Genomic DNA, 19,581 nt, shown 5'->3' with positions numbered 1-19,581 from the left:
CCGCGCCGGGTGGTCCCACGACTGGCAACCCAGGTGGTCCCATGAAGCTGGCAGAAAACCGCTCAGAGCGGTCCCATGCTCATGGCAGGCGACACTGGCCCACTGGACGCTCATCCAGGTGCTCCCACCACACGCCGGGGCACGACTCTCACTGGCCAGTCGAGACCAGCCACCACCGGGAGGGACGGGTCTGCCGCTAGACCTGTCAGGTCACGCTGCCAAGGTCCTCTCCCGGCGATGGAGGTAGATCAGCGAGACCATCTCGCCGCAGACGATCTTGACGGATGAGCGCTGCCAGGCCGCGCCGAGCAGCACGGCCTCGATGGCTTGCTTGAGCCCGGCGGTGGGCGTCGGAGATGACCAGCTGAACCCCATGCAGGCCCCGGGTCTTCAAGACCGGAGGAACGCCGTCCAGAACGCGCCATCCTCGGAGTCGAGGCATCGAATCCGAGGACTTCGCGGCGCCCGTCTGCAGCGACCCCGGTGGCCACCACGACCGCCTGGCACGCCACCCGGTGGTCGACGCGGGCCTTGCAGTACGTCGCGTCCAGGAAGACGTAGCGGAACGGCTGCTCGGCCAGCGACCGCCAGGAAGGCCGCCACTTCGACTCGAGCTCGGCGAAGATCCGCGACACCTCCGACTTCGAGATCCCGCTGTCCGCACTCAAGGCTTTGACCAGGTCGTCGACCTTGCGGGTCGAGGTGCCGTGCAGGTAGGCCTCATGCACCGCGAACAACTACTGATCCACCTGCCGCCGGCGTTCCTGCAACGGCGGGAAGAACGACCCCGACTGCAGCTTCGGGATCAGCAGTTCCAGATACCCGGCCGTCGTCGTGAGCGTCCTGGATCGATGACCGTTGCGCTGCGCGGCCCACTCCGCGGTGCGCGCGGGCGGCCCGGCGCCGATCACCGCGGTCAGCTCGGCCTCGATCAACGCCTGGTAGATCGTCGTCGCGGCCTGCCGAACCTCTTCCTCGACATCACCACCCTTGAGCATCTCGAGTACCTCGAGCAGGGCAGACTGGTCCAGAGCCATCGTGTGAAGTGTCCTTTCGCGAGAACCACTGGCGTGGTCTCGCTGGCCTTCACACTGTCTCGGCGACCGTTTGCTCGTTGTCAGTGTCGGCGCGGTGATCGCCACGATCAGTGGCTTGCCCCAGGCCCTCCTGGTGGTTTTGGCACTCAGCTCAGCGATCGCATTCATCGAATTGGCAGCAATCATCAAGGCACGAGCCAAACCCTGAGCCACAGGTCGCCGGGCGCCCTGCATGCACCGGGCCGCGCTGAGGAGCCGGAGACGCGCGCGAGGACGCGCGATAGCTGAGCAACTTGTCGCCGACACGTCAGCTGGCAAAGGCTATTCGGACTGGCCGAAGGATCTGACTTCCTCGGCCTCCTGTGGGGTCAGGTCGCGAGGGAGCTCGCCGCGGGCGAGTTTCTCGCTCTGGACCCGGTGGCGGATGTGGTCGACGATCTCCGGGTTCGCCAGCGTGGACACGTCACCGACATCGGTGAAGTTGGAAATGCCGGCGATCACGCGGCGCATGATCTTGCCCGAGCGGGTCTTGGGCATGTCGGACACGATCCAGACGTTCTTCGGCCGCGCGATCTTCCCGATCTCGCGAACGATCGCCTGCGCGACCTGGCCCTCGATGTCCGGACTCGGATCGACCCCCGGCTTCAGAGCGACGTACATCTCCACCGCTCGGCCACGCACCTCGTCCAACACTGGCACAGCGGCCGCCTCGGCGACGTCGGCCACGGTCAGGCAGGCCGACTCGAGCTCCTTCGTTCCCAGACGGTGCCCGGCCACGTTGATGACGTCGTCAACCCGGCCGAGAATGCGGAAGTAGCCGTCAGCCGCCTGGACGGCGCCGTCGCCGGCGAAGTACGGCCAGTCGTGCCAGTCTTTGCTCTCGGGATCGCGGCAGTACTTCTCGTAATACAGCTGCACAAATCGCTCCGGCTGACCCCAGATCGTCTGGAAGACGCCGGGCCAAGGGTTCCGGATGCAGATATTGCCGGCACGCTCGCTGCCGGCCTCGATGACGTCGCCGTTCTCGTCGTAGATCACCGGATAGACACCCAGGACACCCGGCCCGCAACTGCCGGGCTTCATCGGCTGCAGCGCCGGCAAGGTGCTGCCCAGGAAACCACCGGTCTCGGTCTGCCACCACGTGTCGACAATGGCTGCTTCCCCCTTGCCGACGACCTCGTAGTACCAGCGCCACACCTCGGGTTCGATCGGCTCGCCCACCGTGGTCATGTGCTTCAGGTGGTAGTCGTACTTGGCGGGCTCGTCCGGACCGAGCTTGCGCAGCATGCGGATCGTGGTGGGCGCGGTGTGGAAGATGTTCACGCCGAGGCGTTCGGCGATCCGCCAGACCCGGCCCGGATCCGGGTACGTCGGCACTCCCTCGTACATCACGCTCGTCGCCCCCAACGCCAGCGGGCCGTACACGATGTAGGAGTGCCCTGTGATCCAGCCGATGTCCGCGGCGCACCAATAGGTGTCTTCGGGGTGGATGTCCTGGTAGTACTTCGACGTACCGGCTACGTACGACAGGTAACCGCCGGTCGAGTGCTGGCAGCCCTTTGGCCGACCCGTCGTACCGCTGGTATACATCAAGAACAGCGGCGCCTCGGCTGGCATCGACACGGGATCAACGACAGCACCCCGGTACTCTGCCAGCAGTTCGTCGACGAAGAAGTCGCGGCCGTCGACCATCGGGCTGCTGGACGCGTACTCGCCCTGGTGGCGCCGCCATACCAGAACCTTGTCGATCTCGTGGCCGAGTTCGCGGGCAGCTGCGACTGCCTCTTCTGCTTTTATCTTGTGATCGACCAGCTCCCCGTTGCGGTAATAGCCGTCCATGGTCACGAGGACGTTGCTGCCGGAGTCGGCGACCCGGCCGCCACACGCCGTACCGCTGAAACCGCCGAACACCTCCGAGTGGACGACTCCCAGCCGCGCACAGGCCAGCATCGACACCGGCAACTCAGGCACCATCGGCAGGTGGAAGGTCACCCGATCGCCGGCCTGCACACCGCAGAACCCGCGCAACACCGCGGCGAACCCGTTCACCTGCCGATACAACTCTTGATAGGTGATCGACTGCGTGGCCTCGGATTCCGGTTCAGGAACCCAGATGAATGCAGCCTTGTTGCGGCGCGTCGCGAGGTGCCGGTCGACGCAGTTATAGCAGGCGTTCAGCCGGCCGCCGACGAACCACTTCCAGAACGGCGGGTTGCTCGTGTCCAAGATGGTGTGCCAGTACGCGTCCCAGGAGAGCAGATCGGCGTACTCCTTGAAGCAGTCTGGGAAGTGCTGCTCGTTGAAGCGCTCCATGATCGCCGGATCGGCGGCATTCGCCTGGCCAATGAACCTCGGCGACGGCCGGTAGTACTCCTCTTCACGCCAATGTACGGCGATCTGCGCCTCGGGGACCTCGTCCTGCTCACCTGCGGTCATGTGTTCAACCTCCCCGTCGACCTGCCAAGCTCCTCGTCGAGCAAGCCTGCGCAGGTCCCGAACTCGTACAGCGCCGCCCCGGCAGCAGCCTGACGGCTGAACGCCGTGATGTCTCCCCGCTCGATCGAGTTCCAGCACATCGCGTCGGCGACCAGCAGCGCGCGGACCGCCACCGAAGCCAACGTCGGCAGCGGCATCGATTCCGCCTCGCGGCGCAAGTCGCCGATGCGCCGTCTGGAATCGTCGTCGGTTGCCACCGCTCGCAACTGGGCCAGCAACTGCGAAAGCTCGCCGGCAAGGTATTGCTGCGTCATCATCACCACCACCGGACCACCATCAAAACATCGGAGCGCCGCCCTCGGGGCGAATCTGCCGGTGATGAGACGCCGCCGACTTGTGCTCCTGCTCGACCCGCCTCGGGTCGGGCACCACGACCACGGGACACGACGTATGGCGGATGACGTGCTGGCTGGTCGAGCCCACCAGTGCGTCATGAAATGCGCCGTGCCCATGACTGCCGAGGACAATCAGCTCTGCGTCGAGAGCAGCCCAGCAGATCTGGTCGCTGGGCCGGCCTTCCAGTATCAGCCGTTCCACTTCCAGCTCGCGGCGTTCGCCGACGACCTTCTCCAAGACCTCGTTCTGGGTCTTGACCGCCCGCTTCCGGACCTCGTCCGGGCTGTTGATCGTCGTGCCGTAGTCCGGACCGTTCCACGACCAGACCGTCACTGCACGCAGCCGGCAACCCCGGCGATGAGCCTCCTCGAACGCCCACTCCACCGCTCGCAGCCCGGCAGCCGACCCGTCGATGCCGCAGACGATGACACAATCACGCCCAGTCACGACGCACCTCCGAACACCTCAACCTCAGCGTGCTCCGCGCCGCCCACCGAGTCCAGCCCGCGTGCTCACGGGTCAGTCTTCGCCGCCAGCTACCAGTCCGCGCGTCCTTGGCGTGCACGTGAATATCAGCCAACTGTGCGCCGTTCGTGCAGAAGTTGAGGACGAGTGCGCGGCGGCGCCAGACGACCCGAAGAACCCGGCCCGGTCGCGGCGTTGAATGTGCCACTGCTCAACGTCAGGCAGGCGGGCCGGGCGAGGTGGCCGACGCGTGCCGATGTCGCGGGCCTGGTCGCGGGACAGGATTGCTGTGCCGGTCATGCGGTCCAGTACGACGCTGTGGCTGAGGGCGATGTCGGCGGCGATGGCGGCGAGCTGATCGGGTTCGCGCACCTGTTCGCCCGCCGGATCGGCACCCGTCAAGAAGTCATCTCCTACGCCGTCGTTCGGCGGCTTCTGAACGAACTCGCCGCCGACGCCGGCCTGTCCGATGCCGGGCAGGCCGATTCGGTTCACTCCGCACGACTTCCGCCGATTGTTTACTACAGAAATGGTCTCCAGCGGCCTGCCGCTGCACATCGCCGCCACCTTGCTCGGCCATCTCAACCTCGACACCACCCGCGGCTACACCGCTGTGTTCCCTGAGGAGGTGATTGCCGCACACCAGCACTTCATCGAACGCCGCCGCGGGCTGCGCCCATTCGGGGAGCTGCGACCAGCGTCCGGGGAAGAATGGGACGAGTTCGAGCAGCATTTCCTGCTGCGCAAGGTCGCACTCGGCGACTGCCACCGTCCCTACGGCACGCCCTGCGTCCACGAGCACGCCTGCAGCCGGTGCCGGTTCCTGCGAGTCGACCCCCGCCAACTGCCGCGCATCGAGGAGATGACCTCCAATGCCGAAGCACGCTTGGCCGAGGCGCAGGACAGGGCCTGGCTCGGTGAAGTCGCAGCCTTGGAGGAGTCGTTGAAGCATCTACGGCAGCGCCGCGCCGAGGCCGAGAGTCAGCTGACCGCGGACGACCCGGCTCGTTGATACCTGCATCCCGTGCATCGCGGAGCTGCGGGTTGGGGCCGCCGAGGCATTGGCTCAGTCGAGGTATGCGTTCCGGAGGGCGGCGAGGGTTTCGTCGCGCCATTGTCGTGCTGTGGGCATCACCTTGGTGAAGGCACTCGAGCCGTGGATGTGGCCGTGTTGCAGGGAGATGGTCGCTGGTCTGTGGGCTTCGTGCAGGCGGTGCACGTAGAGCTCGCCGTCGTCGCGTAGAGGGTCGTACTCCGAGGTCATGACGTAGGCGGGGGGCAGATCGGACAGGTCGTCGGCCAGGAGTGGTGACAGGTAGGGGTCATGGATGAGCTCGGGGTTGTCGCCGGTGTACCAGGCGACCATGCGGCGGATCTCATCGAGGTCTAGTCCATAGCCCGTGCCGAGTGCGGCATACGAGGGCTGGCTGAGGGTGAGATCGAGCGGAGGGCATTCGAGCAGTTGCAGGACGAATCGGGGGCCCTGTTCGTCTCGGAGCTTGAGTGTCAGCGCGGCGGCCAGGTTGGCGCCGGCAGACTGCCCACCGATGGTGAGCCGGTCGGGCCGGACACCGAGCTCGTTTGCGTGGTCGATCAGCCAGGTGACGGCCGCGTGGCAGTCGTCCAGCGGGACGGGGAAGGGATGCTCCGGGGCCTTTCGGTAGTTGACCGCGACGACGACGCAACCGGCGCCCGCGCTGCGCTCCCGGCAGACGTTGTCGGTGTGGGTGTCGTGGATGGACCCGGCGAACCAGCCTCCGCCATGGATGAAGAGATGCGCGGAGTGCGGGCCCTGGCCGGAGGGCTGGTACACCTTGAGGTCGATGGTTCCGCCAGGGACGGGGATAGAGACGTACTGAATGCCGGCCACTGCTGGTCCGGGTTCACTCAACTGAGCCGTGGCGGCTTCTGCGGTCTGTGTTGATTGTTTGCGCCAGGCGTCGAAGTCGTCGATCGGATCGGGCAACGGTGGCAGGGTGCTGAGCAGCGGTTCCAGGAACGGGTCGAGGGGCATGGTGGTTTCCTTGGGTGGTGGGTTGAGGGTCGTGCGGTGAGTCGTGTGCGCTGGCCTTTCCTGCTTCCGGCGGCGATCGGAGGGTGGATATCCCGTGCACGGTGTCGCCTGCGCGCGTTCGGGTGAGGACGCCCAGGGGTGATTGGGGCGGCAGGAGCCAGGCCTACGGCCGGATGAATGAGCCGCCTTCGACGTCGAAGGTTGACCCAGTCATGTACTTTCCCTCGGGCTTGGCCAGGAAGACGCAGAGACCGCCGACATTGAGCTCTGCGTCTCCGATGCGCCCAAGCGGCAGGTTCTTCATGATTTCGGCGATGATCTCTGGGTGCTCGCGCTCGTACCGGATGGATTCGGCGGAGGCGACGTAGGGGTTGATGACGTTGACGGTGATCCCGAATGGTCCCCATTCGCGGGCGGCGATGCGGCTGAGCCCGCGGATCGCCTCCTTGTTGGACCCGTACGCGCCGTGTTTCGGGATCGACTGGGTGCCGGCGCCGGAGCCCATGTTGATGATGGTTCCGCCGGTGTCCTTCAGGTGGGGGAGGCTGGCGACCATGAAGCGCCAGGTCGCGAACACTCCCGATTCGTAGCTGGAGATCATGTCGTCCCAGCTGATGTCTTCCAAGCCGACGCCGGTGCGGAACTCCTGGGCGTTGTTGATGAGGATGTCCAACTGTCCGAGTTGCTCGACGGTCTGCGAGACAACCGATGTGGCGGCGGCGTGTTCCTTGTTGTCGGCCTGGATCGCGAGCACACGAGCGTGTGGCGCCAGAGTCTCGAGCTCGACCTTTGCCGCGTCCAGGGCGGCCTGGTCGCGGCCGGTGATCGTGACCGCGACGCCTTCCTTGACGTAGGCCCTCGCGATGCCGAGGCCGGTGCCCTTGCTGCCGCCGGTGATGATGGCGACCTTGCCGTTCAGAGCTGACATGTATTCGTGCCTTCCTTTCAATGGCTGTGGTTTGCGCTGCGTCGGGGGCGCGACGGATGCCCCTCCACGGGAGGGAGAGATGATCAGAGCGCGGCGGGAACGGCGACGCCTGTGAGACGCTCGGCCTCGGTCCACAGACGCGCGGCGACGGCGGTGTCGAGGGCGTTGCGGGTCGGGCGCTCCGACCGAGCGGGCCCGACCATGGCCCAGCGGGGGCCGTAGTAGCCGCCCTGCACCGCGTCCGGGCTGGTGGCCGCGTACAGCAGGGGTTCGGCGCCTTGTTCGGCGCTCTGCCGCGGTACGACCTTCGACGCGATTCGGAACAGCAGGCTGGGCCGGCCGCCCAGGGTCGGGCCGGAGGCGGCGATGTTGGTGGCTGCGTTGCCGGGATGTGCGCCGGTGGACAGCAGGTCCCATCCCCGCTGGCTGGCGAGCTTGGCCAGGTGCTGGCTCAGCAAGAGGTCGGCGAGCTTGGACTGCGCGTACGCGGCTATGGGCCGGTACTCGCGCTCCCACTGAAGGTCATCGAAGTTGATGCGAGCACGACGCGCCGTCCCGCTGCTCATCGTCACGACACGTGGCGCCGGGGCCTTGAGCAGCAGCGGCAGGAGCCGGACGGTCAAGGCGAACGGGCCCAGGAAGTTGCTTCCCATCTGCAGCTCGAATCCGTCCACCGTCTCGTGGCGAACGGGCGGGAACATCACCCCGGCGTTGTTCACCAGCAGATCCAGCGGCCGGCCGTCGGCGATCAGACCGTCGGCGAACTCGTTGACGGACGACAGATCGGCCAGGTCGATGCGCCGCACCTCCACGTCCGCCGACGGATGCTGAGCGAGAATCTCAGCGCGGGCCTGCTCGCCCTTCGCCGGTGTGCGCACGGCGAGTACCACCCGCGCGCCGGCCGCGGCCAGGGCCTTGGCGGCTTCCTTGCCGGTTCCGCTGTTCGCGCCGGTCACAACGACGAACTTGCCGTGCTGATCCGGGACTTTGTACATGTGATCTCCTTCAAAGTACTGCCGGTATCTTTGTTCGATCAGGTTAACGTACCGGTGGTAGCTTTGCAAAGTACCGGCGGTATGTAAGATGTCGACATGACCTTCAAGCGCGCCCGTAACGATGAGCAGCGAAGCGAACGGCGGAGGCAGATCCTCGACACCGCGGCCGCGATGCTGACCGAGATGCCGGTGGCGAAGCTGAGCCTGAACGAGCTGAGCCGGCGCGCGGGCCTGGCCAAGCCCAACGTCTTGCGCTATTTCGAGTCGCGTGAGGCGATCCTGCTCGACCTTCTGGACTCCGAGGTCAACGACTGGATCGCCGAGCTCGAGAGTTCCTGCCCGCCGGGGCAAGGTACGTCGAGGCAGCGCGGCGACCAGCTGGCTGAGGTTCTGGCGGGCACGATGGCCAAGCGGCCGGTGCTGTGTGACCTTCTCAGCGCGCAGGCCGCGGTGCTGGAGCACAACATCTCCACAGAGCTCGCCATTCGCCACAAGCACGCCGCGCGGCGGTCGATCGACGCCTTGGTCCAGCTAGTGAAGAAGCACGTTCCCGAGCTCGGAACCGACGGCGCCGCGGCGCTGACAGAGACCACCTTGCTGATGGCGACAACGGCTTGGCCCTGCAGCCGCCCGTCGGAGGCGGTGCAGGCCGCCTACGCCTCCGATCCGATGCTGGCCGGCATGCGTATGGACTTCGTCGACCTGGTACGCCGCACAGCGGCTGTGACCGCCTCTGGTCTGCTCGCTCGCCAGCCTGCGGCAAGCACCAGCCCGATCGCATGAGTGTCCGCCGCTTCACCACCGCACCGAGCAGCCACGCCGACGAGGAGGCCCGAACAACCATGCCGCACACGCCGAAAATCAGTCCCGACGCCAGCGTGCGACTGCTCCTGGACTCGCAGCTGGAATCTGGAGCGATCCCCGCCAGCACTGTTCACGAGATCTATCAGTTCGGCTGGCTGCGCGACGGCTCGTGGTGCGCCTACGCCCTGGACGTCGCCGGCCACCGCGACGCCGCGTCCAGATGGCACCACTGGGTCGCCAAGACCCTGCTGCGACACGAGCGCCGCGTCGACGAAGCACTGGCAGCGGTCCGCTCGGGGGAGGTGAACGGGCAGGTGATGATGCCCGCCCGCTTCACCTTGGACGGACACGAGGAGACACCGAACGACGAAGAAGAGTGGCCCAACTTCCAGACCGACTGCTATGGGTTCTGGCTGTGGGCGCTCGCCGACCACGTGCGCCGCGGCGGCGACCTTGACGACGAACTGGAGCAAGGCGCCTGCCTCGTGATCCGCTACCTCATGGGCGTGGCCGAGGTGCCCTGCTTCGACTGCTGGGAAGAACACCCCGGCCTGGTGCACACCTACAGCGTCGCCGCAAACGCCGCCGGACTGCGCGACGCAGGCAAGCTCCTCGGCGATCAGGCCGCCCAGGACTACGCCACCCGACTGGTCGCCACCATCTCTGGCCCTGAGCACACCCTGGCCGGAGGTTTCGTGCGCTCCGCCGGTGGCGACACTCGGGTCGACGGCTCGCTAATGTGGCTCGCCGTTCCGCTGAACTTGGTCGAGCTCACCGATGAGGTCTTCCAGGTAACGCTGCATCGGATCGTGTCCGAGCTGGGTGTTCCCGGCGGCGGAGTACGCCGCTACCTTGGCGACTCGTTCTACGGGGGAAGCCAATGGCTGCTGCTGGCAGCGACCCTCGGATGGTGCGCAACCGCCACCAGGCAGCGCGAAATGGCCACCGAGCTGCTCAGGTGGATCGAGACCGCCGCCAACGAGCACGGATACCTGCCCGAGCAGGTGGCCGAGAACGTGCAATCCCCCATCATGCTCGAGTACTGGCGCGGGAAATGGGGCGCGACCGCGACCCCACTGCTGTGGTCCCACGCCATGCACGTCGTACTCAGCGACGCCCTGGCCTGAGACCGCTAGTCAAGCCGCCGCACAGGCGGCCTTATCGCATCGCGGGCTTGACGGGTTCAGTGAAGGTAGCCGTCCCACCTCGGTTCGTATCGCGACCCGCCCGGCAACGCCGTCTCCCCCGGGATGGCGTCGACCGCCCGGGCGAGCGCGAGCTCGACCGGCCCGACCAGATCCGGGGGCAGCCGGACCGCGGCCGCGTCGTCAGCGCGCCGTGCCGGCTCATCGCTTCGGCGTGCACGATCGAACGGTGGCCACACCACTCGCACGACCCGCTTCACCTTCAAGCGCGGATCGCGTTTCGCGCACAGGCTGGCTCCGGGACGTTCGCGCCCTCACACTTCCCACAGTGCCACAGGGCCATGACGCCAGCATGCGCTCTACCGCGACGCTTCCACAGCGCCGCGTCGAAGTCGTCACGAGACCGCCGTACGCCGTACCGGACCGCAACGTCACTGATGGTTGCCGACGGCCCGCGATCCCGCCGTGAGCGGCCAGACGCCCACCGCGACCGGCGTTGCGCCCATCCGGACGACCACCGCATCGTGGATCACATGGACGTCGGCGCGGCAGTGATCGAGCTGTACGGGTTGGCGCCCGAGCAGTTCACCCCTGCCCGCAACGAGCTCGCCCGGGCCGCTAAGGACGCCGGCGACCCGCGGACCGGCGAGGCCATCAAGGCGCTGCGGAAACCGACCCTGGCCGCGTGGCTTGCCAATCAGCTCATCCGTGCCTCCCCCGACCAGGTCAACGACCTGACCGAACTCGGAGACGACCTCCGTCAGGCACAGGTATCCGGCGACGGGACGCGTCTTCGCCAGCTGACCCCACGCCGCCACACCTTGGTCCAGCAGCTCGTCAAGACCGCCCGGGCACAGGCCCGCAAGCACGGCCGCCCGGTGAGTCAGCAGATCGCGCAGCGGCTGACCGAGACCCTCGACGCCGCCGTGGTCGACCCCGGCGCCGCCCAGCTACTGCGATCCGGGCAGCTCACCAGCGCGCTGCGCCACGTCGGATTCGGAGTCGTCGACGAGACCGGTGGACTCGCGGAGCTCGCCCCGATCAAACCCAGGGTCGTCCGCAGCCGACCGAAACCGCCGGCGGCGAAGAAGACTGCCAGGCCGCCACGGCGGGCCGCGAGCGTCGACGACTCGCTGCAGCGGCGCCGGGCCGAACTCCAGTCCCGCGCGCAGGAGGCCGAGGACGACTACGCCACGGCACAGGCCGAACGGGTCGAGGCCGAGGCGCAACTGGACGCCCACGAACACCACATCGCCGATCTGGAGGCCGCATCGAGCGGCTCGCTGAGGAGCTCGAACACGCCCGCCAGGCATTGCGCGACGCCAACCGCGGCACCAGGCGTCTCCAGGTCGAACTGGCCCGCACCACCAGGAACGCGGCGATCGCTCAGCGCCGCAGCGACACGCAGCAGCAAAGACTCAGCAACCTCGACACCTGACCCCCGGAACCACCAGCTGGCTGCCCGATGCTGTGGCAGCATCGAGCCCCGGGCGTTCCCGCGGGAGGTGGCAGGTACGGATGAGGCTCGTCGACGTCGACGGCCACGGCCGCCACGGGACGGCCTTGTCGAACACGGCGATCGCCGCGGCTGATGTCTCGCCCCACGCGACGTGGGAGGCGACCGCATAGCGGGAGTGGTCGTCGATGAGCTGGAGGATCACACACCTACGCCCACCGGTGAGCACGTACTCGGTGCCGTCGAGTTGCCAGCAGGCGTTCGGGGCTGGACAGACGAACCGGCGCCAGGCCGAGCGTGGCTTCTTCCGCGGTTCGAACCGCGCCACGCCGGCCTGCCGGAAGATCCGGGCCAGGGACGCGACCGAGGGCACCACCTCCAGCCCCATCGCGCGCATCTTGTCGTGCACGCTGATCGGCCCGTGGTCGAGCCCAGAGGCCTCCAACGCAGCCCGCACCTGTACCGCTTGTTCTTTGACCTCCTCGGTCAACTTCGCCGGACTCGTCCTCGGGCGCCTGGACCTGGGCTCGAGCACTACCGCCGGACCGTCGGCCGTCGCGCGCTTGCGCAGCTCGTAGAAGAACTTGCGCGAAATGCCGTGCTCGGCGCAGAAGGTCGAGACCGCGCCGCGCGGAGCATCGTCGGGCCGGCCCTGTCGCTGGGTGGGGCGACAGGGCCGGAGGCGGTCTGAGGGGTGGGGTGTTACTTGACCTCTGACTTCATGACCAGGCGGAGTCCGAGGAGGGCCGGCAGGAGGATCCACGCCGACGCCGTGACGGCGACGTTGGCCCACTGCTCAGCGGAGAGGGTGCCTTCGAACAGGGCGGCCTGGGCGTAGTTCAGGTCGACCCACGGCTGCAGGTCCCGGAACCACTGCTGGCTGGCGGCCAGTACTCCGGCGACGGTGGGGAACAGGAAGGCGTAGACGAAGTACGCCACCAGTGCCCCCGCCGACCTGCGGATCAGCATGCCCAGCATGGTGCCGGTCAGCAGGCAGAGCAGGCTGCCCAGCACGATGTTCAGCGCCTCGGCGAACGACACGTCCCAGACCAGGTCTGTCCCGGCGATCGCGGTTCCGACCACGTTGCCGACGGCACCGATCGCGAAGGCGAACAGCATCGAGACGACGGCCACGGCGACCGACGAGACGACCTTGGCCGCGACGATCCGGGTACGGTGTGGGACCAGCGTGAACGTCGTCAGACCGCTGCGCTGGCTCCACTCACCGGTGATCGACAGGATCGCGATCATCGGCAGCACCACCGTCATCGGGAATCCGATCGCCTTGGCGAAGGTGTAGTACGTGAGGCTCGCGTCGGGGGCGAACGCGATCGTTCCGACCGTGGTCAGCAGGGCGGTGATGACGATGCTCGCCATCAGCCAGAAGCCGGAACGGGTGTCGAACATCTTGCGCAGTTCGACGCTGACAACGCGTCCGAACGGTACGGCGCCGACGTCGGCGCGCCGCTCGGTCACGGGACGGACGGCGATGGCGGTCATGCTGCTTTCCTTTCTCGTTGGGTGTCTGCGGTGAGTTGAAGGAACATCTCCTCCAGTCCGCCGTCGGCAGTGCGCAACTCGACGAGAGCCACACCTGCCTCCTGAGCCACTCGTCCGACCCGCGTCGGAGGCGCGTCGGTGCGCAGGGCGCCGTCATCGGAGACGGTGGTCTGGACACCGGAGATGTCGAGAGCCCGCTTGAGTGCGTACACGTCCGCGGCCCGGGCGACGGTGCCCGTGGACTGTAGGAGCTCGGCCTTGGAGCCCTGGCTGACGATCTTGCCCTTGCCGATCATCACGATGTCGTCGGCGACGACCTCGATCTCGCGCAGCAGGTGCGAGGACAGCAGGACGGTCCCGCCCTGGTCCGCGTAGTCGCGGAGCAGGTCGCGCATCCAGCGGATGCCGGCCGGATCGAGCCCGTTGGCCGGCTCGTCCAGGATCAGCACGGCCGGGTCGCCGAGCAGCGCGGTGGCGATGCCGAGCCGCTGGCGCATCCCGAGCGAGTAGGTGCCCACCCGCCGGTCCGCCTCGGTCTCGGCGAGGCTGACCAGTTCGAGAATCTCGTCGACCCTGCTTCCGGGCAGCCCCATCATCCGCTGCGCGATGGTGAGCGTCTCCCGGCCGGTGCGGCCGGCGTGCTGGGCGGAAGCGTCGAGCATCACGCCGACCTCACGCCCCGGGTTCGGGAGATCCGCGAACCGGCGGCCGCCGATCGTGGCCCGGCCCGAGGTCGGTGTGGTGAGGCCGACCATCATCCGCATCGAGGTCGACTTGCCGGCGCCGTTCGGACCCAGGAAACCTGTGACCCGGCCGGGCGGAGCGACGAAGCTGATGGTGTCGACGGCCGTGGTGGCGCCGTACTTCTTGGACAGCGAGTCGATGGTGATCATCGGCGATCTCCCCCTCGTGCCCTGAACCCGTCGTAGTGGTTCATGGCCTTGCTCCTAGCGTGGTTGGGATTGGTTGCCCCCGTACCTCAAACGCTAGGAACGCGACGGCCTGAGCGCGTCGTCACGAGGTCGCGATCACTTCAGACCAGCCGACGAGCCGGATGTCCTACTCAAGTAGTAGGTCCGTCGGACGCATCGAAGAGGCCCGTCTGGTAGGCGAGGACGATCGCCTGCGCCCGGTCGCGCAGGTCGAGCTTCTGTAGCAGGCGCGTGACGTGGGTCTTGACCGTCGTGTCGCTGATGAAGAGCTGCTGCCCGATCTCGGCGTTGGACAGGCCCTGCGTGATCAGGCGGAACACCTCCAGCTCGCGAGTGGTCAAGGTGTCCACGGCCTTCGGCGGAGCCTGGGGGTGCGCGCGGGTGAAGTGCTGGATCACCCGCTTGGTGATGGTCGGCGACAGCAGCGCGTCGCCGCCGGCAACGGTTCGCACCGCGGCGATCAGCTGTTCCGGGGGATCGTCCTTGAGGACGAAGCCGCTCGCGCCCGCTCGCAGCGCCTGGTAGACGTAGTCGTCGAGGTCGAAGGTGGTGAGGATCAGAATCCGCGCGGAGGCATCGGCCGCCAGGATCCGCCGGGTCGCCTCGAGCCCGTCGAGCTCGGGCATCCGGATGTCCATCAGGATGACGTTCGGGTGGAACCGGGCCGCCTGGGCCACGGCCTCGCGGCCGTTGCTCGCCTCGGCCACCACCTCGAGGTCGGGCTCATCGGCCAGCAGCAGCCGGAATCCCGCCCGGACCATCGACTGGTCGTCGACCACGAGAACACGGATGGTCATCGGCCACCGCCGTCCAACGGAAGCCGTGCGCGCAGTACGAAGCCACCCGTCCGCGCAGCGCCCGCGGTCATGTCGCCGCCGAAGATCTTGACCCGCTCGCGGACGCCGACCAGCCCGTGACCGAGACCGGCTTCGGTGGACGGGCCGCCCGGACCGTCGTCACGTACCTCGAGCAGGAGCTCGGTGTCGGTGTAGTCCACGTCCACCTCCGCCTGGCTCGCGCGGGAGTGCTTGAGGGCGTTCGTGAGCCCCTCCTGCACGATGCGGTAGGCGGACAGGTCGAGGCCTGGCGGAAGCGGGAACGGTTCACCCCGGATCTCGAGCTTCACGGGTAGCCCAGCAGCCCGTACGTCGTCCACGAGAGAGTCGAGGTTGTCGAGTCCTGGGTGTGGCAGGAGCTCCAACTCCTCGCCGTCTTGCCGCATCGCGCTGAGCAGACGGCGCATCTCTGCGAGCGCCGTACGTCCGGCATGCTCGACGTTGCTGAGGGTCTCCCGATCCTCCGTGTCGGTGACGGGCATCCGGTGCCGGACGGCCCCCACCTGGAGAACCATCACGCTGACGGCGTGTGCGACGACGTCGTGGAGTTCTCGCGCGATCCGACCGCGCTCCTCGGCGACCGCAACGCGAGCCGCCGCCTCCCGTTCCCGCTCGGCGCGCGTCGCGCGTTCCTCGGCGGCCTCGGTCCGCTCGGTGCGCTGCCGCAACGCGAAGCCGAGGAGCCAGCCGATCGCGAACAGCACCGGCGTGAAGACCATTTCGCCGGGCTGGTGGAACGGGTCGTTGTAGACGACGATCGCCGCGCCGGCGAGCACGATCGCCAGGCCGATCCGTGCCTGCCGGTCGCTGCGGGAGTTGCCGAGCAGCACGGCGGCGCCCATCCCGGCGAGGAAGAGCCCGGCCTTGTCGACGATGAGCCGGCCGTCCGCGAAGGAGAGCGCCGCACTGAACAACCAGGTGACCGCCGGCGCGGCGAACGGGAAACGGCGGCGTGTGAGCAGGGTCAGAACGATCCCGGTGACCGCGAGCACCTCGAGCCACAGCCACACGCCGGTCGGGTGACCCGGGTCGTCGGTCAGCGCCGTAGCGATCGCGCTCTCGACCGCCGCGATCACAATCAGCAGGTCGAGACCGTACTTCGAGAAGAACAGCCGCGCTCGGCTCACCTCGTCAACGTACGACAACACAACGTTGTCTGCGTCCTACCAAGGTCGTACTGCGGTTCATCGCTTGGTGCCCGCGTGAACACGGCCTTCCGACGACGCGCCGCAGGGGGCCGGCCGCCTAGCGTCGTGACCATCGGAACCTGAAGGAGGTGGACGACATGGCAGGATCGTTGATCGTCGAGGTGGAGACCGGGACCTGGACTGGTTCGATCCACCCGCACAACGGCTACTACGCCGGTGACTTCAGCGACGCTCCCGCGCCCACGCAGACCGACCTGGACGCGATGACCACCGCCTACCGCGACCTGGCCCAGACCTACCCGCACTCCTGACTGACGTCACCCTCGGGTGGCCTGGCTCGGCAGGGTTCAGGTTGACTCGCGGATCACCAGCTCAGTCGTGAGTACTTGCCGTGGGTCTTCTGCGTCGGCGTCGTCGATGGTGCGGACCAGCATCTGCACGCCACGCCGGGCAAGCTCACGAAGCGGCCAGTGCACCGTCGTCAGCGCGGGCGTGAGACATTCGCTCACATCTTCGTTCCCGAAGCCCGCGACGGCGATGTCGCCGGGGACCTTCAGGCCGGCCCGCAGACAGGCACTCATCGCGCCGGCGGCCAGCCGATCGCTGGCCGCGAACAGCGCGTCGGGGACGTTTCCGCCGGCCAGCAGTTTCTCGGTCGCCGCCCGGCCTGCGCCCGCCTCCCACTCATCCGCGTACAGGGACGTGAAGCCGTCCCCGAACACCTCGATCAGCGGCTGGTACCGCGGTCCGGCCGCGGTCGGCGAGGTGGGCCGCGCCGGCAGCGCGGCGTTGGGTCCGGTCAGGGCGACCACAGTCCGGGCACCCCGTTCGACGAGGTGACTCGCGAGCTCCTTGGCGCCGATCCTGGCATCGATGGCGATCAGCGGACCCGGCAGACCGTGGTCCTCGGTGTAGTACGGATCCATCCAGACGACCGGGACACCGGCGGCGTGCAACTCCTCCCCGAACGCCTGCTGCTGACCACCGGCCGGGCACATCAAACCTGCTATCCCGGCATCGCGTACCGCCATGATCGCGTCCCGGGCGTCACCTGCCGCACTCAGCAGGACGGTGAAGTACCCCAGTTCGTGCGCGTGCACGGCGGCCGCCGTAATGGTGTCCCGGTAACCGGGACCCCACATCAGGCCCAGCGTTCGCGACCCTTGCCGGCGCAACGCACGGGCGGCCGCATTCGGGAGGTACCGAAGTTCACGGGCGGCTTCCTCGACCCGCCGGACGGTCGCTTCGGCCAGTTTGAGCTCGGCGGCCCGGCCGTTCAGGATCGCCGAAACCGTCGTCGGCGCCACCCCGGCGAGCCTCGCGACATCCGACCGGGTCGCACTCTTGCGCCTCTGCTGCTCCGCTGCCATGATGCTGATCCTAGTCGACTATCACGTGATAGTTCAACGACTATCACGTGACAGGTGCCACAGAATCGCGCCGAGCGCTCCCCCGCACCCCGCACCCCGAACCCCGACAGACCACCGGGAGACCACATGACCGTCCATCGTCGTCATCCCACGGCAAACGCTTGCCGCACGCCCCGTCTCCGCCGCCTGGTGAGCGGCCGGAGTCAGTGGACCAGGCGATGAGCGGCGTACGGCTGCTGCCGCGACCGGCCCGGCCACCTGCCTCTGCCGGGGGCAAACCCCCACCGGCCGCTGCCTCGCCGGGCGGCGCGTCCCGGCGCGACCGGCTACGCCGTGACCTGGCCTTGCTGATCATGACAATGCCCGGCCTGGCCTTGTTGCTGGTTTTCCACTACGTCCCATTGCTCGGCAACGTGGTCGCCTTCAAGGACTATCTGCCGTACGTCGGCATCGTCGAGAGCCCCTGGGTCGGGCTCCGGAACTTCGCCGACCTGTTTGCCGACCCGGACTTCTGGAACGCGCTGTGGAACACGCTCGAGATCACCGTTCTCCAGCTGGTGCTGTTCTTTCCGGCCTCGATCGGCCTCGCGATCCTGCTGCACGGGATCCTGCGGTCGTGGCTGCGGCGGCTGATCCAGAACGTCGTGTACCTGCCGCACTTCATCTCCTGGGTGATCGTGATCGCGCTGTTCCAGCAGACGCTCGGGGGCGCCGGGATGATCAACTCCTTCGCGAGAAGTCACGGCCTGGCGACGTTCGACATCATGACGAACCCGCACCTGTTCTCGTTGCTGGTCACGGTCGAGGGGATCTGGAAGGACGCCGGCTGGGGCACCATCATCTTCCTGGCCGCCCTGGCTGCGATCGACGTGCAGCTGTACGAGTCGGCGGCGGTCGACGGCGCCGGGCGATGGCGGCAACTGTGGCACGTCACCCTGCCCGGGATCCGCCCGGTGATCGTGCTGCTGCTGGTCCTGCGGCTCGGCGAAGCACTGTCGGTGGGATTCGAGCCGATCATCCTGCAGCGAGCATCCGTCGGCGCCGATGCGGCTGAGGTGCTCGACAGCTACGTCTACTTCTACGGCGTGGTCGACAGCAACTGGGGCGTCGCGGTCGCGGCCGGCCTGATCAAGGGCGTCGTCGGCTTCCTGCTGATCCTCACCGCGAACAAGGCGGCCCACGCCTTGGGCGAGCAGGGGGTCTACAAGCGATGACCGTTACTCGATCCGCCATCCGGCCGCCCTGGATGGAAGAACCGACGGCCGTCGGAAAGGTCACCAAGGCCACCGCCCTCGCGGTCGTCTGTGTGCTGCTTCTCCTCCCCTTTGCCGGAGTGCTGTCCACCAGTCTGTCCAGCCAGCAGGCGCTGGCCGAGACGGGATCGTACGTACTGATCCCGCGCGATCCGACCTTTGCGGCCTATCAGGAGATCTGGGCCGGCGGCGCCGTGAGCCGCGCGTTGCTGGTCAGCGCGGGCGTCACGGTGATCGGCACTGCGTTGGCGACGGCGGTCACCGTGTTGCTCGCCTACGGTCTGAGCCGCCGAGGGTCGTTCGGTCACCGCGCGATCCTGACCGTCGTACTGCTGACCTTCCTCTTTCACCCGGGCATCATTCCGCAGTACCTGACCGTCCGGTCGCTGGGACTCCTGGACAGTTACGCCGCATTGATCCTGCCGTCGGCACTCAGTGCTTTCAACGTGATCATCATGCGGGGGTTCTTCATGGGCCTGCCCGCCGAGCTCTACGACAGTGCCCGGATCGACGGCGCCGGCGAGCTCCGGATCCTGGCCCAGATCGTCCTGCCGCTGTCCAAGGCGGTGATCGCGGTCATCGGATTGTTCTACGCGGTCGGCTTCTGGAACGCCTGGTTCAACGCATTGCTCTACCTGAACGACTCGCACCGCTGGCCACTGCAACTGCTGCTCAGGACCTACGTCCTGCAAGGCCAATCGCTCGGTGACAGCGCAGCTGCTTCGGCGGACGTACCACCCCCGCAGCAGGCGGTCCAGGCCGCCGTCGTCATGGTCGCGCTCGTCCCGATCCTGCTGGTCTACCCGTTCCTGCAACGGCACTTCACCAAGGGCGTCCTCACCGGCGCCGTCAAAGGCTGACCCTTA

General features: G+C 67.5%; 20 protein-coding genes and 2 pseudogenes. 7 read left to right on the top strand and 15 right to left on the bottom strand.

The genetic code is table 11. The annotated features are described in order from the left end of the window. Window positions 1–279 precede the first annotated feature (279 nt). From ACIBL3_RS40565 to ACIBL3_RS40545, 5 genes and pseudogenes are all read right to left on the bottom strand, one after another. Window positions 280–1,037: pseudogene (locus tag ACIBL3_RS40565) on the bottom strand (IS256 family transposase); the annotation flags it as partial. A gap of 321 nt (window positions 1,038–1,358) precedes the next feature. After that, window positions 1,359–3,473, bottom strand: coding sequence for an acetate--CoA ligase (gene acs / locus ACIBL3_RS40560; RefSeq protein WP_396359305.1), 2,115 nt, complete (start codon window positions 3,471–3,473; stop codon window positions 1,359–1,361). Next, window positions 3,470–3,799 carry a hypothetical protein gene (locus ACIBL3_RS40555; protein ID WP_396359304.1) on the bottom strand — a complete coding sequence of 110 codons (330 nt, stop codon included), beginning with the start codon at window positions 3,797–3,799 and terminating at the stop codon, window positions 3,470–3,472. The genes acs and ACIBL3_RS40555 overlap by 4 nt, the downstream gene beginning before the upstream one ends. Window positions 3,800–3,809: 10 nt before the next feature. Further along, a complete protein-coding gene (locus tag ACIBL3_RS40550) occupies window positions 3,810–4,316 on the bottom strand; it encodes a universal stress protein (RefSeq protein ID WP_396359303.1) in 507 nt (168 codons plus the stop codon). A gap of 72 nt (window positions 4,317–4,388) precedes the next feature. Then, window positions 4,389–4,829, bottom strand: a complete 441-nt coding sequence (locus ACIBL3_RS40545; RefSeq protein WP_396359302.1) for a hypothetical protein — start codon at window positions 4,827–4,829, stop codon at window positions 4,389–4,391. Between the two features lie 34 nt (window positions 4,830–4,863). On the opposite strand from ACIBL3_RS40545, the gene ACIBL3_RS40540 reads away from it, so the two are divergent. Beyond that, window positions 4,864–5,346 carry a hypothetical protein gene (locus ACIBL3_RS40540; protein WP_396359301.1) on the top strand — a complete coding sequence of 161 codons (483 nt, stop codon included), beginning with the start codon at window positions 4,864–4,866 and terminating at the stop codon, window positions 5,344–5,346. 54 nt (window positions 5,347–5,400) lie between these two features. Here the strand turns inward: ACIBL3_RS40540 and ACIBL3_RS40535 are convergent, their stop codons facing one another. The 3 genes from ACIBL3_RS40535 to ACIBL3_RS40525 all read right to left on the bottom strand — a co-directional run bounded on the left by ACIBL3_RS40535 (window position 5,401) and on the right by ACIBL3_RS40525 (window position 8,271). Next, on the bottom strand, window positions 5,401–6,348 hold the full coding sequence (locus tag ACIBL3_RS40535) for an alpha/beta hydrolase (protein WP_396359300.1): 948 nt from the start codon (window positions 6,346–6,348) through the stop codon (window positions 5,401–5,403). A gap of 163 nt (window positions 6,349–6,511) precedes the next feature. Further along, window positions 6,512–7,276, bottom strand: coding sequence for an SDR family NAD(P)-dependent oxidoreductase (locus ACIBL3_RS40530; RefSeq protein WP_396359299.1), 765 nt, complete (start codon window positions 7,274–7,276; stop codon window positions 6,512–6,514). Window positions 7,277–7,359: 83 nt separating this feature from the next. Next, on the bottom strand, window positions 7,360–8,271 hold the full coding sequence (locus tag ACIBL3_RS40525) for an SDR family oxidoreductase (protein WP_396359298.1): 912 nt from the start codon (window positions 8,269–8,271) through the stop codon (window positions 7,360–7,362). A gap of 96 nt (window positions 8,272–8,367) precedes the next feature. On the opposite strand from ACIBL3_RS40525, the gene ACIBL3_RS40520 reads away from it, so the two are divergent. Continuing rightward, window positions 8,368–9,054, top strand: a complete 687-nt coding sequence (locus ACIBL3_RS40520; protein ID WP_396359297.1) for a TetR/AcrR family transcriptional regulator — start codon at window positions 8,368–8,370, stop codon at window positions 9,052–9,054. Further along, window positions 9,051–10,202 carry a glycoside hydrolase family 15 protein gene (locus ACIBL3_RS40515; protein ID WP_396359296.1) on the top strand — a complete coding sequence of 384 codons (1,152 nt, stop codon included), beginning with the start codon at window positions 9,051–9,053 and terminating at the stop codon, window positions 10,200–10,202. The genes ACIBL3_RS40520 and ACIBL3_RS40515 overlap by 4 nt, the downstream gene beginning before the upstream one ends. 56 nt (window positions 10,203–10,258) lie before the next feature. On the opposite strand, the gene ACIBL3_RS40510 is transcribed toward ACIBL3_RS40515, so the two are convergent. Further along, window positions 10,259–10,468 carry a hypothetical protein gene (locus ACIBL3_RS40510; protein WP_396359295.1) on the bottom strand — a complete coding sequence of 70 codons (210 nt, stop codon included), beginning with the start codon at window positions 10,466–10,468 and terminating at the stop codon, window positions 10,259–10,261. Window positions 10,469–10,561: 93 nt separating this feature from the next. Between ACIBL3_RS40510 and ACIBL3_RS40505 the strand changes: the two genes are divergently transcribed. Then, window positions 10,562–11,812: a hypothetical protein gene (locus ACIBL3_RS40505; protein WP_396359294.1), complete on the top strand. Its 1,251-nt coding sequence runs from the start codon at window positions 10,562–10,564 to the stop codon at window positions 11,810–11,812. On the opposite strand, the pseudogene ACIBL3_RS40500 reads toward ACIBL3_RS40505, so the two are convergent. The 5 genes and pseudogenes from ACIBL3_RS40500 to ACIBL3_RS40480 form a co-directional block, all read right to left on the bottom strand. After that, window positions 11,777–12,271, bottom strand: a pseudogene (locus ACIBL3_RS40500) (IS481 family transposase); the annotation flags it as partial. The gene ACIBL3_RS40505 and the pseudogene ACIBL3_RS40500 sit on opposite strands and share 36 nt — an antisense overlap. Window positions 12,272–12,378: 107 nt before the next feature. Beyond that, window positions 12,379–13,176: an ABC transporter permease gene (locus ACIBL3_RS40495; protein WP_396359293.1), complete on the bottom strand. Its 798-nt coding sequence runs from the start codon at window positions 13,174–13,176 to the stop codon at window positions 12,379–12,381. Further along, a complete protein-coding gene (locus ACIBL3_RS40490) occupies window positions 13,173–14,069 on the bottom strand; it encodes an ABC transporter ATP-binding protein (RefSeq protein WP_396359292.1) in 897 nt (298 codons plus the stop codon). Before ACIBL3_RS40490 ends, ACIBL3_RS40495 begins: the two co-directional genes overlap by 4 nt. A 170-nt stretch (window positions 14,070–14,239) precedes the next feature. Continuing rightward, the gene (locus ACIBL3_RS40485; protein WP_396359291.1) at window positions 14,240–14,905 is read right to left on the bottom strand and encodes a response regulator; all 666 of its coding nucleotides are present in this window, start codon (window positions 14,903–14,905) and stop codon (window positions 14,240–14,242) included. After that, on the bottom strand, window positions 14,902–16,071 hold the full coding sequence (locus tag ACIBL3_RS40480) for a sensor histidine kinase (RefSeq protein ID WP_396359290.1): 1,170 nt from the start codon (window positions 16,069–16,071) through the stop codon (window positions 14,902–14,904). Before ACIBL3_RS40480 ends, ACIBL3_RS40485 begins: the two co-directional genes overlap by 4 nt. Window positions 16,072–16,229: 158 nt before the next feature. On the opposite strand from ACIBL3_RS40480, the gene ACIBL3_RS40475 reads away from it, so the two are divergent. After that, on the top strand, window positions 16,230–16,403 hold the full coding sequence (locus ACIBL3_RS40475) for a hypothetical protein (protein WP_396359289.1): 174 nt from the start codon (window positions 16,230–16,232) through the stop codon (window positions 16,401–16,403). A gap of 36 nt (window positions 16,404–16,439) precedes the next feature. On the opposite strand, the gene ACIBL3_RS40470 is transcribed toward ACIBL3_RS40475, so the two are convergent. Beyond that, entirely contained in the window at window positions 16,440–17,462 is a 1,023-nt protein-coding gene (locus tag ACIBL3_RS40470; protein ID WP_396359288.1) for a LacI family DNA-binding transcriptional regulator, read from the bottom strand. 218 nt (window positions 17,463–17,680) lie between these two features. Here ACIBL3_RS40470 and ACIBL3_RS40465 point away from each other — a divergent pair, with 218 nt between their 5' ends. Continuing rightward, the gene (locus ACIBL3_RS40465) at window positions 17,681–18,676 is read left to right on the top strand and encodes an ABC transporter permease (protein WP_396359287.1); all 996 of its coding nucleotides are present in this window, start codon (window positions 17,681–17,683) and stop codon (window positions 18,674–18,676) included. Then, on the top strand, window positions 18,673–19,575 hold the full coding sequence (locus ACIBL3_RS40460; RefSeq protein ID WP_396359286.1) for a carbohydrate ABC transporter permease: 903 nt from the start codon (window positions 18,673–18,675) through the stop codon (window positions 19,573–19,575). Before ACIBL3_RS40465 ends, ACIBL3_RS40460 begins: the two co-directional genes overlap by 4 nt. The last annotated feature ends 6 nt before the right edge of the window (window positions 19,576–19,581 follow it).

It is taken from the genome of Kribbella sp. NPDC050124, from assembly GCF_044460355.1.
Lineage (GTDB): Bacteria > Actinomycetota > Actinomycetes > Propionibacteriales > Kribbellaceae > Kribbella.
This window is presented reverse-complemented; position numbering and strand designations above follow the sequence as displayed.

Bases quoted from the DNA above. Each gene is read 5' to 3' on its own strand.
- ACIBL3_RS40485 (WP_396359291.1), bottom strand. From the start codon at position 14,905: ATGACCATCCGTGTTCTCGTGGTCGACGACCAGTCGATGGTCCGGGCG.
- ACIBL3_RS40535 (WP_396359300.1), bottom strand. From the start codon at position 6,348: ATGCCCCTCGACCCGTTCCTGGAACCGCTGCTCAGCACCCTGCCACCG.
- ACIBL3_RS40470 (WP_396359288.1), bottom strand. From the start codon at position 17,462: ATGGCAGCGGAGCAGCAGAGGCGCAAGAGTGCGACCCGGTCGGATGTC.
- ACIBL3_RS40515 (WP_396359296.1), top strand. From the start codon at position 9,051: ATGAGTGTCCGCCGCTTCACCACCGCACCGAGCAGCCACGCCGACGAG.
- ACIBL3_RS40495 (WP_396359293.1), bottom strand. From the start codon at position 13,176: ATGACCGCCATCGCCGTCCGTCCCGTGACCGAGCGGCGCGCCGACGTC.
- ACIBL3_RS40460 (WP_396359286.1), top strand. From the start codon at position 18,673: ATGACCGTTACTCGATCCGCCATCCGGCCGCCCTGGATGGAAGAACCG.
- ACIBL3_RS40530 (WP_396359299.1), bottom strand. From the start codon at position 7,276: ATGTCAGCTCTGAACGGCAAGGTCGCCATCATCACCGGCGGCAGCAAG.
- ACIBL3_RS40465 (WP_396359287.1), top strand. From the start codon at position 17,681: ATGAGCGGCGTACGGCTGCTGCCGCGACCGGCCCGGCCACCTGCCTCT.
- ACIBL3_RS40540 (WP_396359301.1), top strand. From the start codon at position 4,864: ATGGTCTCCAGCGGCCTGCCGCTGCACATCGCCGCCACCTTGCTCGGC.
- ACIBL3_RS40475 (WP_396359289.1), top strand. From the start codon at position 16,230: ATGGCAGGATCGTTGATCGTCGAGGTGGAGACCGGGACCTGGACTGGT.
- ACIBL3_RS40490 (WP_396359292.1), bottom strand. From the start codon at position 14,069: ATGATCACCATCGACTCGCTGTCCAAGAAGTACGGCGCCACCACGGCC.
- ACIBL3_RS40520 (WP_396359297.1), top strand. From the start codon at position 8,368: ATGACCTTCAAGCGCGCCCGTAACGATGAGCAGCGAAGCGAACGGCGG.
- acs (WP_396359305.1), bottom strand. From the start codon at position 3,473: ATGACCGCAGGTGAGCAGGACGAGGTCCCCGAGGCGCAGATCGCCGTA.
- ACIBL3_RS40525 (WP_396359298.1), bottom strand. From the start codon at position 8,271: ATGTACAAAGTCCCGGATCAGCACGGCAAGTTCGTCGTTGTGACCGGC.
- ACIBL3_RS40505 (WP_396359294.1), top strand. From the start codon at position 10,562: ATGACGCCAGCATGCGCTCTACCGCGACGCTTCCACAGCGCCGCGTCG.